Here is a 13,887-nt window from a genome sequence, read left to right as displayed (position 1 = left end):
CCTTGCCGCCTTGTCTGAGGTTCGCTACCTAGCTTGCTGATGAGACCGATGCGCGTCTCGGAACGTTATTTATGCATTCAATCTTCCGCCGGGCACTTGGGCAGCGCGTTCTATCACCCCCCTGGAGTGACCATGCGCCGGTACGGGAGACGCTTTTCGGTATCGAGCGACTTGAGCAGCATGCCGAGAGTCTGGCCATCGCCCAGCAGGTGACACCCAGGCCGCCCACTGTGCTTTCCTTGCATGTACGCCTCGACGACAACGCTTCGGTCCTGCTCGCCGCCTACCGGGCGAGCGCCGCGGAGCTTGAGAGCGGCCACAGCGTGGTGCCCGCCGCCGAATGGCTGCTGGATAACTACCATATCGTCGAGGAACAGATCCGGGAAATTCGCGATGATCTGCCACCTGGCTACTACCGCCAGTTGCCGAAGCTCGCCGAGGGACCGTTCGCTGGCTACCCGCGGGTCTTTGGCCTGGCCTGGGCCTTCGTTGCGCATACCGACAGTCATCTCGACCTCGACATGCTGCGGTGTTTCATCGATGCGTACCAGCGGGTCCAGCCGCTGACCATCGGTGAGTTGTGGGCTGTGGCGATCACCCTGCGTATCGTCCTGATCGAGAACCTGCGCCGACTCGCCGAGCAGATCGACGACGGTCGTATGGCCCGCGCGGACGCCGACGAACTGGCCGATCGTTTGCTCGTACCTGCCAGCGCCCGTTCGGCGCTGGCAGACATCGCCGCGCGTCCGCTCGGGCGGTTGCCCGAGCTGTTCGCCGCTCAACTCGCTAAACGCCTGCGCGACCAGGATCCGCGTACGACCCCGGCGCTGGGCTGGCTGGACGAACGTCTGCAAGCACAGGGTGTTTGCGTCGAGGAGGTGGTGCAGCACGCCCAGCAACGCCAGGGTGCCTCCAATGTCACGGTGCGCAACATCATCACCAGCATGCGGCTGATTTCCGATATTGACTGGGCCAAGCTGTTTGAAAGTGTCAGCCTGGTCGATGCGCGCTTGCGCGCGGGCAGTGCGTTTGCCCTTATGGACTTCCCGACGCGCAACCTGTACCGCAGCGCCATCGAGCAACTGGCGCGTGGCTCGGCTCTCTCGGAACTGGAGGTCGCCGACCGGGCCTTGGAGGCTGCCCGCCTGGCTGAGAGCGCCGAGCAGGGCGAGGAGTGGGGTGGGCGAGCGAGCGATCCTGGCTACCACCTGATCGCCGAGGGACGCCCGGCGCTGGAGCGGGCCATGGGCTTTCGCGCACCTCTGCGCTTGCGCATCAGCCGCTTCAACATTCGCCTGGGCATCGGCGGCTATGTTGGCAGCATTTTCTTGCTGACCACGCTGCTACTGGCGCTAATGGCCTGGGCCTTGGCGGTGCCGTCCGTGGCTGTTGGCTGGATCCTGTTGTTCCTGCTGTCGATGTGCGTGCCGGTCACCGAGGTGGCCACGGCGCTGGTCAATCGCATAGTCACCTGGAGTTTCGGCGCCATTACTCTGCCGGGGTTGGAGTTGTCCGCCGGCGTGCCGCAGGCGCTACGTACGCTGATCGCTGTGCCGACGCTGTTGACCAGCGAAGCCGATCTGTTGGAGCAGATCGAGCGACTGGAGGTCCACCATTTGGCGGGCATCGGCGGCGATCTGGCCTTTGCCTTGCTGGCCGATGGCGTCGATGCGCAGCAAGAGGAGCTCGACAGCGATGCGCATTTGCTGACGGTAGCAACCGAGGCGATCGAACAGCTGAATCGCCGCTATGGGCCTGGGCCCGGCGGCCAGCGCTTCTTCTTGCTCTGTCGGCGGCGCTTGTTCAATGCCCGCGAGCAGTGCTGGATGGGCTGGGAACGCAAGCGCGGCAAACTGCACGAGCTAAACCGCCTGTTGCGTGGGGATGGCGAGACGAGTTTCATGTCCATCTTCGGCGAGGCACCGAAAGTGCCGGCCGGGGTGCGCTACGTGATCACCCTTGACGCCGATACCCGCCTGCCGCGGGAGGCGGCGCTGCGGCTGATTGGCAAGATGGCTCACCCATTGAACCACCCACGTTTCGACGCCGCGCTGAAGCGCATTGTCAGCGGCTACGCGATCCTCCAGCCACGGGTCACGCCCTCTCTGCCGCTGGGCGGCGAGGGCTCCTTTTACCAGCAGGTGTTCTCCGGTCCCGGCGGCATAGATCCCTACGCGTCGGCGGTTTCGGATGTTTACCAGGACCTCTTCGGCGAAGGTTCCTACACCGGTAAGGGTATCTATGATGTGGATGCCTTCGAAGCCGCGCTCGGTGGCCGGGTCGGCGACAACCGGCTGCTCAGTCATGATCTATTCGAGGGCATCTTCGCCCGCGCCGGCCTGGCCTCGGATGTCGAAGTGATCGAAGAATCCCCGGCGCGCTTCGATGTCACCGCCAAACGTCTGCACCGCTGGACGCGCGGCGACTGGCAATTGCTTCCTTGGGTATTCGGGCACTGGAGGGGGGCTCAGGCGGTACCGCCGATCGGCCGCTGCAAGATGCTCGACAACCTGCGTCGCTCGTTGTTCGCGCCCTTCGCCCTGGCCAGTCTGGTGTTCTGCTGGTGGCTGCCGTTGCCGCTGGCGCTGCTCGCTACACTGTTCGTGCTGGCGACCCTGATGATTCCGGCCCTGCTGCCAACCGTCTGCTCCCTGCTGCCGCAGCGGCGCGGCATCCGTCTGCGCAATCACTTCGGCATGTTAGGTGCCGACCTGCGTCGCGCGGCTCTGCAGATTGTGCTCTCGCTGGCCTTTTTGGCGGACCTTGCATGGCGCATGGGAGACGCTATCGGGCGCACCTTGGTGCGGATGTTCTCCAGCCACGATCACCTGCTCGAATGGACCACCGCCGCGCAGGCCTCCGGCTGCCCTTTACCAGACCTGCGCGGCAGTTACCGGCAGATGGCTGGTGGCACCGCGCTTGCGCTGCTGATGAGCGCCGCCGGGCTGGCCTTCGCGCCCAGCTCCTGGCCGTTAGTCGGGCCACTAGCGTTGCTCTGGTTGGCGGCGCCGGCGCTGGCTCTGCTGAGCAGCCGGCCATCGAAGGTCGCCCGCCAGCGCACGGCTTCGCCGCTGGACGCGCATGCCCTGCGCTTGACCGCGCGACACACTTGGCGTTTCTTCGAAACCTTCGTTACAGCGGAGGATAACCTGCTGCCGCCGGACAATTTCCAGGAACAGCCCAAACCGGTACTCGCACATCGCACCTCGCCGACTAACATTGGGCTCTATCTGCTCTCGGCAGTCGCTGCCCGCGACTTTGGCTGGGCCGGCAGCATTGAGACGCTCGAGCGCCTGGAAGCGACCATGGCAACCCTGGAGAAGCTACCGCGCTATCGCGGGCATTTTTTCAACTGGTATGCGACCCAAGACCTACGAGCCTTGCATCCGGCCTACGTGTCGTCGGTCGATAGTGGTAACTTCGCCGGGCACCTGATCGTGCTCGCCAACGCCTGCGATGAGTGGCGGGAAAGCCCGTTGGCGCAGGAGGCCTGTCGTGGCCTGATGGACGACCTGTGGCTGGTCCAGGAGGCCATCGGCGGGCTGTCGGGCGCCGGTGGCGAGCCGCTGCGGCAACTGCGCGACGATCTGGAGGAAGTCCGCGTCCACTTGGCGGGGCTGCAAGCATTCGACGGACTGCTGCCGAGTCTGAAGCGGCTGACCGAGAAGGCCGCCAAGGTGGCCGTCAGGGTCGTTCCGGTCGGCGAGGGTGATGACCTGCTGTTCTGGGTCGAAGCGCTGCGCAAGGCAGTGGCTGAACACCTGCGCGACCGCACGCTGCCGGACGAGGCGCGGTCTACATTGGCGCCGCGCTTGCAAGCGCTCGCCGATATGGCCCGGGCGATGGCCGGGGCGATGGACTTCAGTTTTCTGCTCGACCCCGAACGAAAGCTGCTATCGATCGGCTACTCCCAAACCGATAATCGCCTCGATCCGAGCTGCTATGACTTGCTCGCCTCGGAAGCACGACTGGCCAGCCTGTTCGCCATTGCCAAGGGGGATGTCCCGACTCGTCACTGGTTCCGCCTCGGACGCATCGCAACGCCGGTCCCCGGCGGCTCGGCGCTGATCTCCTGGTCCGGCTCGATGTTTGAATATCTGATGCCGTCGCTGGTGATGCGAGCGCCGGCTGGCAGCCTGCTGGAACAGAGCACTCGTCTGGTGGTGGCGTTACAGGAAGCCTACGGCCGTTCGTTGGGCATCCCCTGGGGGATCTCGGAGTCCGCCTACAACGCCCGCGATCTGGAGTTCACCTACCAGTACTCCAATTTCGGTGTGCCCGGGCTTGGCCTCAAGCGCGGGCTGTCCGAGAACGTGGTGGTCGCGCCTTATGCGACCGGTCTGGCGGCGATGATCGATCCGCAGGCGGCGCGCCGCAATTACGAGCGGCTGGCCGGGATGGGCGCGCAGGGCCGCTATGGTTTCTACGAGGCGCTGGACTTCACCCGCTCACGGCTGCCGGATGACGAGAATGTGGCGATCGTTCGCTGCTTTATGGCCCACCATCAGGGCATGACCATCGTTGCCATCGCCAATGCCTTGCACGATGGCAGGATGCGCTGCCGTTTCCACCGCGAGCCGATGATTCAGGCCTGCGATTTGCTACTGCAGGAGCGCGTGCCACGGGACGTACTGTTGGCGCATCCACGAGCCGAAGAGGTGACTGTTTCCGCGACCGAGGGCCGCAGCGAAACCCTGCGGCGCATCGATGCGGGAGGCGGCGCGCCGATCACCCATCTGCTCTCCAATGGCCGCTACGCGCTGATGCTCACCTCGGCAGGCGGCGGTTACAGTCGCTGGGGGGATATCGACGTGACGCGCTGGCGTGAGGATGCCACCCGCGATGACTGGGGCAGCTTCATCTTCCTGCGTGACACCCAAAGTGGGGAAGCCTGGTCGGCGACGCTGCAGCCCAGTGGCCGCGACGTTGAAAACGGCGAGGTGCTGTTCCACGAGGATCAGGCCGAGTTCATTCATCGCCAAGGCTCGCTGGTCACCAGCCTGGAAGTACTGGTGTCCGGCGAGGACAACGGCGAAGTGCGGCGAGTTTCGCTGGTCAACAACGGGCGCAGGCCACGCGACATCGAACTGACCTCCTATGCCGAGGTGGTCCTGGCGACTCGGGCCGCTGACAGCGCGCATCCAGTGTTCTCGCGAATGTTCGTGCAGACTGAATACCTTGCCGAGTTCACGGCACTGGTCGCCACTCGCCGCCCGCGTGGACCGGAGGAAACGCCGGTATGGGCGGCGCACTTCGTGGTGGTGGAAGGTGAGCTGATCGCTGATCCGCAATACGAGTCCGACCGCGCGCGTTTCCTTGGCCGCAACCGTAGCGTGCGCGAGGCGCTGGCGATCACCGGGCATCGGGCGCTGTCGAACAGCCAGGGGACGGTCCTCGATCCGATCTTTTCCTTGCGTCAACGTCTGCGGGTTGGGCCCGGCAAAGTTGCGCGGGTAGCCTTCTGGACGGTGGTCGCAAGCTCGCGAGAGGAATTACTGGATCTGATCGACAAGCACCATGAACGCAATGCCTTCGAGCGCGCCAAGACCCTGGCCTGGACCCAGGCCCAGGTGCAATTGCGCGACCTTGGCATCGACTCCGAGGAGGCGGCGGACTTCCAGCGCCTGGCCGCGCCGATTCTCTATGTTGACCCACGTTTTCGCGCTTCGGCGCCGGCCATCATACGAGGGGCGGGGTGCCAGTCGGGGCTATGGCCGCTGGGGATTTCTGGTGATCTGCCGTTGGTTCTCTTGCGCATCGACGAGGTCGAGGACCTCGCCCAGGTCCGTCAGTTGCTGCGTGCCCGTGAATACTGGCGGATAAAGGGCCTGCACGTCGACCTGGTCATCCTCAACGAACGGGCGTCGTCCTATGTGCAGGACCTGCAGGAGGCGATAGAAACCGCAGTACGCAGCACTCAGTCTCGCCTGCACTTTGGCGAGGAGCGCAGGCGCGGTGCGGTCTACACATTGCGCACCGACCTCATGACCGTAGAAACACGGGCGTTGCTGCAGGCCGTGGCGCGAGTCGAGTTGATCGCCCATCGTGGTTCCATTGCAGACCAGCTCGAGCGCCTGCCAAAGCCTGCGCCGCGCAACTGGCTTGCCGCCCGCCAGCCTCCGTCAATGCCAGTGTGGCCGTTGCCGGAGGCACCGGTCGGGGATGACGGCCTGGAGTTTTTCAATGGCCTGGGCGGCTTTGATCGCAACGGGCGGGAATACCTGATCACGCTTGAGCGCGACCAGACGACGCCCGCGCCGTGGATCAATGTGATCGCTAACCCGGCGTTCGGCTTCCAGGTCTCGGAGCACGGCAGTGGCTACACTTGGGCCGAGAACAGCCGTGAAAACCAACTCACCCCCTGGTCCAATGACCCGGTCGCTGACCCGGGGGGCGAGGCGCTGTATATCCGCGACGAGGAGAGTCACCAGCTTTGGAGCCCTACCGCGCAGCCGATCCGCGACGACGGCGTCTACCGCGCTGCGCACGGCTTCGGCTACAGCCGCTTCAACCATTCGGCACACGGCATTCACACGCAATTGCTGCAGTATGTGCCGCTGGACGACCCATTGAAAATCTCCCGACTGACCCTGCGCAATCTGTCCGGGCGGTCGCGTCAACTGTCGGTGACGGCCTATATGGAATGGGTGCTCGGCACCTCGCGCGGGACCAACGGGCCGTTCATCCAAACGGAGATCGACGCCGCCAGCGGCATGCTGCTGGCGCACAACCCATGGAGTATCGCCTTCCCGGGCCGTGTGGCATTTGCTGATCTCGGCGGCCGGCAAAGCGCCTGGACCGCCGACCGCCGCGAATTCCTCGGTCGCCATGGCGGGCCGGCGGCGCCTCGGGCGCTGCTTGGTAGAGCTCCGTTGTCCGCGGCCTGCGGTGCCGGTCTGGACCCATGCGCGGCGCTTCAGTGCGTCGTCGAGCTGGCCCCCGGCGAGTCTGTCGAGGTGCTGGTTTTGCTGGGGCAGGCCGTATCGACCGATGCTGCCCGGGAGATGGTTATGCGTTACCGCGAGCGTGACCTGGACGAGGTACTTGCAGCGGTCAAACGGCACTGGGACGAAGTGCTCGGTGCAGTGCAGGTACGCACGCCCGACCGCGCCCTGGATATCCTGCTTAACGGTTGGCTGCTCTACCAGACTCTGGCTTGCCGCATCTGGGCTCGTTCGGCGTTCTACCAGGCCAGCGGTGCCTATGGTTTCCGTGACCAGTTGCAAGACTGCATGGCACTGGCATTCGCACACCCAGCGCAAACCCGGTCTCATCTGCTGCGTGCTGCCGCCCGGCAGTTCGTCGAGGGCGATGTGCAGCACTGGTGGTTACCGCATTCGGGGCAGGGGGTCCGTACGCGGATTTCCGATGATCGTGTCTGGCTGGCCTTTGCCTGCGCCACCTATGTCACGTCTTCCGGGGATGCCGGGGTGCTGGACGAGAGCGTGCCGTTCATCGAAGGGCGGCAGTTGCTCCCCAGCGAAAGCGACGCGTTCTTCCAGCCGATGCCCGCGGACGAGTCGGCTTCGCTGTTCGAACATTGCGCCCGCGGTCTCGACCAGTGTCTGACGCTGACCGGTGCCCACGGCTTGCCGCTGATCGGCAGCGGCGACTGGAACGACGGTATGAACCGGGTTGGCGTGGGCGGGCAGGGCGAGAGTGTCTGGCTCGGCTGGTTGCTGTTGAGCACCTTGAACAGTTTTGCGCCTTTGGCCGACGGCCGCGACGATCAGCGTGCCAAGCGGTGGCGGGCGCATGCGGGGTTGCTGCGCAAAGCGTTGGAGCGTGAGGCCTGGGATGGCGACTGGTATCGCCGGGCGACGTTCGACGATGGTACGTGGCTCGGCTCGGCGGCGTGCGAGGAATGTCGGATCGACTCCATTGCGCAGTCCTGGGCGGTACTCTCAGGTGGCGCCGATCCCGCCCGCGCGAGGCTGGCGATGGCCTCGCTGGAGCGTCTGCTGATCCGCCGCGACGACAACCTGGCGTTACTGTTCGCACCCCCGTTCGCGCACACTTCGCTCGACCCCGGCTATATCAAAGGCTACCCGCCAGGCCTGCGCGAGAATGGCGGGCAGTACAGCCATGCGGCGATGTGGACGATCCTGGCGTTGACCCGACTCGGGGAGGGCGACAAGGCCGTCGAACTGTTCGCGCTGCTCAATCCGATCAACCATGCGCGCACGCCAGAGCAGGTCGAGCGCTACAAGGTCGAACCTTATGTGATCGCCGCGGATGTCTACTCCGTTGCGCCGCATATAGGCCGGGGTGGCTGGACCTGGTACACCGGCTCGGCCGGCTGGATGTACCGCGCCGGCGTAGAGGGGATTCTGGGGTTGCGCCGAGAGGGGGCGTTTCTCGTTGTCGATCCCTGCATCCCGCGTCACTGGCCAGGTTTTGAAGCCCGTCTGAGGCTGGACGGCAGCGACTACACGATCAGCCTGAAGTCGGCGGGACGACGTTGCCGGGACCTCGAGCAGGCGCTGCTCGATGGTGTACCGCAGACCTGCGAGCAAGGGGCCGTTCGCGTGCCGCTGGACGGATGTGCGCATCGTCTTGAGCTTGTTCTCTAATGGGTACGCTGGCGCACAGAACTACGTTGCCGATGCGTTCAATCTGGAGGTGTTCAGAAAGTCCTGGATCACAATCGGAGAATCGTCATGCTACAAACAATCGTGGTCGTCCTGATCGTCCTGTGGTTACTTGGGCTGGTAACGTCGTACAGCCTGGGCGGCTTCATTCATGTCCTGTTGATCGTGGCGCTGATTTTGCTGGCGGTCAGTTTCTTTCAGAGCAGGCGCTCATAAGCCTCTTCGGTCCTGCCGATGAACAGGGTTGAGCGCCGCTCGCGGACAGTACAGTCCACACTCGCCGATGAAGCGCTTTTCGATCGCCTGCAGCGTGCCGCCTTGGGTTATTTCCTGCAGACATTGAATCCGTTTAACGGACTGGTGGCCGATACCTCGCGTCCCGGTTCGCCCGTCAGTATCGCGGTGGTCGGATTCGCCCTGTCAGTGTATCCGCTGGCCGTAGATCGGGGCTGGTTGACACGGGCCGACGCGCTGCGGTTCAGCCTCGCCGCACTGCGTTTCTTCCAGGCCAGCGATCAAAGCGGTAGCCCCGGGGCGACAGGATATAAAGGGTTTTATTATCACTTCCTTGATATCCATACGGGTGTGCGGGTTTGGCGCTCGGAACTGTCGATGATCGACACCGCTTTGCTGATCGCCGGCGTGTTGACAGCAAGCCTGTATTTTTGCGCGGATACCGCTGACGAGAACGAGTTGCGGGGCCTGGCCGACTTTCTTTATCGGCGCATCGACTGGCGCTGGGCACAGGACAGTGGTGAGACGATAAGGCAGGGTTGGAAACCCGAATGCGGGTTCCTGCATTACGGCTGGGAGGGCTACAGCGAGGCCATCCTGCTGTATGTGTTGGCGCTCGGCTCGCCAAGCTGTGCCATCGTGGGCGACTGCTACCGGGCATGGACCTCCACCTATCAGTGGGAAAACCTCTACGACCATGACTATCTCTATGCCGGGCCGCTGTTTGTCCACCATTTCTCCCATGCATGGATAGATTTTCGCGGCATCCACGATGGTTTCATGCGTGAGAAGTGCTCGGACTACTTCCAGAACAGCCGACGCGCCGCTTACATCCAGCGTGAGTACGCGCGGCGTAACCCGCAAGAGTTCGCCGGCTACGCTGAAAATTGCTGGGGCTTGTCCGCTTGCGATGGGCCGAGCGATGAGCAGCCGCAGCTGTCCAATGAGCCGCGGCGATTGTTCGGTTATGCCGCTCGTGGCGTACCGTACGGGCCGGATGACGGCACACTGTGCGCCCCCTCGGTGGTGGCGTCGTTGCCGTTTGCGCCGGAAATTGTCCTCGACGCGGTGCGGCATATGATGGAGCGCTACCCGGAAATGTGCGTCGAAGGGCGCTTTTCCAGCAGCTTCAATCCGAGCCTCGCCGATGCCAACGGGCGCGCCTGGGTGTCCCCAGGGCACTACGGGCTCGATCAGGGCATTGTACTGATGATGATCGAGAACCATCGTAGCCAACGGATTTGGGAGCTGATGCGCGCCTGCCCCTACATCCGCGACGGTTTGCAGCGCGCCGGGTTCCACGGCGGCTGGTTGCAGCAACCGCCATTTGCGGGAGCAGGCTGATGACGCAAGACTACGATGGGTCGATCACCACGCCGCAGGATGCTTATGAGCGTCAACGCCTGGCCAGTGTGCATCCGCCGCGCTGGGTCAATCCGCACGCTGCCGAGCGCTACCACTTGGTGATAGTCGGTGCGGGGCCTGCGGGTCTGGGCGCCGCGAAAACCGCTGTAGCGCTCGGCGCCAGGGTGGCGTTGATTGAATGCAGGTTGATCGGCGGCGATTGTCTGAACAATGGTTGTGTACCGTCGAAGGTGATTATCCGGACGGCGCAGTTGTATGCCGAAATGCGCGATGCCCGGCACTATGGCGCGCAAGTGCCGAGCGACATTCAGGTCGACTTCGCTGCCGCGATGGAGCGCGTACGGCGTATCCGCAGTCACCTCAGCGGCGGCGATTCGGCGGCACGATTGAGCGCAATTGGCGTGGATATGTTCTTCGGCGAAGTGCGCTTCACGGGGGCTGATTCGCTGACCGTCGATGGGCAGACCCTGCGCTTTCGCAAAGCCTTGATTGCGACTGGCGCGGCCCCGAATATCCCGCTGATTCCCGGTCTCGCGCAAGCCGGTTACCTAACCAATGAAAACGTTTTCGATCTGACCGAGTTGCCGCGCCGCCTGCTGGTGATTGGTGGTGGCCCCCTTGGCTGTGAACTGGCCCAGGCCTTCTCCCGGCTTGGCGCACAAACCACCATCGTGCAAGACATGCCGCTGTTCCTCGGCAACGAGGAACGGGACGCCGCGCAACTGCTCTCGGATGCCTTCGCTCGCGACGGCATCGAGGTCCGTCTGAACACCCAGGTCGTTGCCGTGCGCGTAGAGGGTGGGCAGAAACTGGTCGACCTGGTCAGCGACGATTACCGCAGTACGGTTGCCGTCGATGCGATCCTCGCCGGCATCGGCCTCTCGCCGAATGTCCAGGGCCTGAACCTGGAAGCCGCCGGTGTCGACTACGACGCCAGTGAGGGAATCCGTGTCGATGACTTCCTGCGCACCAGCAATCCGCTTATCTACGCTGCCGGGGATGTCTGCCTTGAGCACAAGTACACCCATACCGCCCTGGCTTCAGCCCGCATTGTCGTGCAGAACGCCCTGCTGCGCGGTCGCGAGCGGATGAGCCGGCTGGTAATCCCCTGGTGTACCTACACCGATCCGGAGATTGCTCACGTCGGTTTGTATGTGCGTGAGGCCAACCGTCGGGATATTCCGGTGAAAACCTTCACCATTCCCATGCATCAGGTCGATCGTGCGGTCACTGACAGTGAGGAGGAGGGTTTCGTGAAAATCCACGTCAGGGAGCGCACGGACCAGATTCTCGGTGCCACCATCGTCGCTCGCCATGCCGGCGACATGATCAACGAAATCACCCTGGCCATGGTGGCGGGCGTCGGCTTGCGCACATTGGCCCTGGTGATCCATGCCTATCCCACGCAGGCGGAGGCGATCCGCAAGGCCGCCGATGCCTACAATCGTACCCGCTTGCCTCCTCGCGTCAGGTCACGTTTGGCGCGTTGGATGGAGCGCTGAGTCAGTAGCCTGAAGCCGTCCCAGCAGCGCCTTGGCGCGTGCACAGACATTGTCGATGCTGAAGCCGTATTCGCGCAGCAGTACGTCGGCCGGTGCCGAGGCGCCGAAGTGTTCTACCCCGAGCATGTCCCCCCGCGCGCCAATGTAGCGCTCCCAGCCTTGCCGCACACCCAACTCGACCGCCAGCCGCGCGCCGACTGACGGCGGCAGTACCGCGTCGCGCTCGGCCTGCGGCAGGGCCTCGAACAACTCCCAACTGGGCATCGAGACACAGCGCACGGCAATGCCTTCGCGTTCCAGGCGCTCGCCCGCCGCCAGGATCAAGGCGACTTCCGAGCCACTGGCGAGCAGGATCAGTTCGGGCTCGCTGTTCGCCGCATCGCTCAGCACATAGGCGCCGCGACGCAATCCATCTGCCGGGGCATAGCGGTTGCGATCCTGGGTTGGCAACGATTGCCGGGTCAAGACCAGCAGCACAGGGCGGTCACGGGTGGTCACCGCAACCTGCCAGGCGACTGCGGCTTCATTGGCGTCGGCGGGGCGGATCAGCACCAGATTCGGGATGGCGCGCAGGCTCGCCAGTTGTTCGACAGGCTGATGGGTAGGGCCGTCCTCGCCGAGCGCCAGGCTGTCGTGGGTGAACACATGCACCACGTGCAGGCCCATCAGTGCCGCGAGGCGTAGCGGTGGGCGCATGTAGTCAGAGAAGATCAAGAAGGTCGCACCAAAGGCAATGAAGCCGCCGTGTGCGGCAAGGCCGTTGACGATGGCGCCCATTGCATGTTCGCGCACGCCGAAGTGCAAGTTGCGACCCGCTTTGCTCCAGCCGCCCACGTCAGAGCCTTGTTGATCCGTGCCCGTGGTAGGCGGCGGGTTGAAGTCGCCAAGGCCCTTGAGCGCGGTTTTCGTTGAGGGATCGAGGTCGGCGGAGCCTCCGCTCAATGCTGGCAGACGGGGCGCGATGGCATTGATCACCATGGCGCTGGCGTCGCGTGTGGCCAACCCCTTGGCATCGGTGGGAAACACCGGAATGTCTGCATCCCAGCCCGGCGGCAGTTCCCCGTTCAGGCGCTGCTCCAATTCATGGGACAGTTCTGCAAAGGCCTTGGTGTAGACGTCCATGCGCATGTGCCAGGCAGCCTCGCTCCGCACCCCGTGTTCCACGGCCTTGCGGAAATGCGCCAAGGCAGCGTCGGGTATCAGGAAGTCCGGCTCGGTGGGCCAGCCCAGCTTCTCCTTGGTCTTGCGCACCTCTTCCACGCTGAGCGGCGAGCCGTGGGCCTTGAAGGTGTCCTGCTCGGGTGAGCCGTAGCCGATATGTGTACGAACGAGAATTAACGATGGCCGCGTGCTTTGCGCCCGTGCCGCCTGCAGCGCGGCATCTATCGCCAATAGGTTATTGCCATCTGCCACCGACACTGTGTGCCAGCCGTAGGCCTCAAATCGCCGCGCACGATCCTCGGAGAAGGTCATGGCGGTGCCGGCGGCCAGAGTAACGGCATTGTCGTCGTACAGGCAGGTGAGCTTGCCCAACCCGAGATGGCCGGCGAGCGAGGCGGCCTCGCTTGCCACGCCTTCCATCAGGTCGCCGTCGCTGACGAGGGCGTAGGTATGGTGGTCGACGACCGCATGACCGGGACGGTTGTAGCGCGCGGACAGTTGCGCCTCGGCCATCGCCATGCCGACCGCGTTGGCCAGGCCCTGACCAAGCGGCCCGGTAGTGGTCTCCACGCCGGGCGTGTGTCCGCGCTCGGGATGCCCTGGCGTCTTGCTACCCCATTGGCGGAAACGCTTGATCTCCTCCAGCGCAAGCTCGTAGCCACTGAGGTGCAGCAGACTATAGAGCAGCGCCGAGCCGTGTCCGGCGGAGAGCACGAAACGGTCGCGGTCGGGCCACTGCGGGTTGCGCGGGTTGAACTTTAACCAGCGCGTCCACAACACATAGGCCATTGGCGCGGCACCGAGCGGCAGACCGGGGTGGCCGCTATCGGCTTTTTGCACCATGTCGAGCGAGAGGAAGCGTAGGGTATCGATGCATTGCTGGTCGAGTTTGCTGGTCATGATGGTCTCTTGGTGAGGTAAAGGGGACTCAGCGCGTCGCGGGTGTTTCGGTTGTGGTCCACATCCATCATCGGGTTCACGTCCCTTTACTCGCGGTTCCCGCTTTGATCCAACGCTCATCAGGTATGTCGTGT

At 64.0% G+C, this 13,887-nt stretch carries 5 protein-coding genes; 4 read left to right on the top strand and 1 reads right to left on the bottom strand.

Features of this window, described 5'->3' with window-relative positions:
• The first annotated feature begins 71 nt into the window (after window positions 1-71).
• The 4 genes from AC07VO_RS02170 (at window position 72) to AC07VO_RS02155 (ending at window position 11,692) form a co-directional block, all read left to right on the top strand.
• A complete protein-coding gene (locus AC07VO_RS02170; RefSeq protein ID WP_192350579.1) occupies window positions 72-8,573 on the top strand; it encodes a glycoside hydrolase family 94 protein in 8,502 nt (2,833 codons plus the stop codon).
• An 87-nt stretch (window positions 8,574-8,660) separates the two neighbouring features.
• Complete coding sequence (locus AC07VO_RS02165) at window positions 8,661-8,807, top strand: lmo0937 family membrane protein (protein ID WP_105341819.1); 147 nt, start codon at window positions 8,661-8,663, stop codon at window positions 8,805-8,807.
• A gap of 18 nt (window positions 8,808-8,825) precedes the next feature.
• Complete coding sequence (locus AC07VO_RS02160) at window positions 8,826-10,169, top strand: glucoamylase family protein (protein ID WP_111453634.1); 1,344 nt, start codon at window positions 8,826-8,828, stop codon at window positions 10,167-10,169.
• The gene (locus AC07VO_RS02155) at window positions 10,169-11,692 is read left to right on the top strand and encodes a mercuric reductase (protein ID WP_111453635.1); all 1,524 of its coding nucleotides are present in this window, start codon (window positions 10,169-10,171) and stop codon (window positions 11,690-11,692) included. The genes AC07VO_RS02160 and AC07VO_RS02155 overlap by 1 nt, the downstream gene beginning before the upstream one ends.
• On the opposite strand, the gene tkt is transcribed toward AC07VO_RS02155, so the two are convergent.
• Window positions 11,663-13,753 carry a transketolase gene (gene tkt / locus AC07VO_RS02150; RefSeq protein ID WP_192350735.1) on the bottom strand — a complete coding sequence of 697 codons (2,091 nt, stop codon included), beginning with the start codon at window positions 13,751-13,753 and terminating at the stop codon, window positions 11,663-11,665. The two genes, AC07VO_RS02155 and tkt, sit on opposite strands and share 30 nt — an antisense overlap.
• Between the last annotated feature and the right edge of the window lie 134 nt (window positions 13,754-13,887).

This window comes from Pseudomonas sp. GW821-FHT03E01, assembly GCF_059420765.1.
Note: the sequence above shows the minus strand (reverse complement) of the source record. Positions and strands in the feature narration are given on the sequence as shown.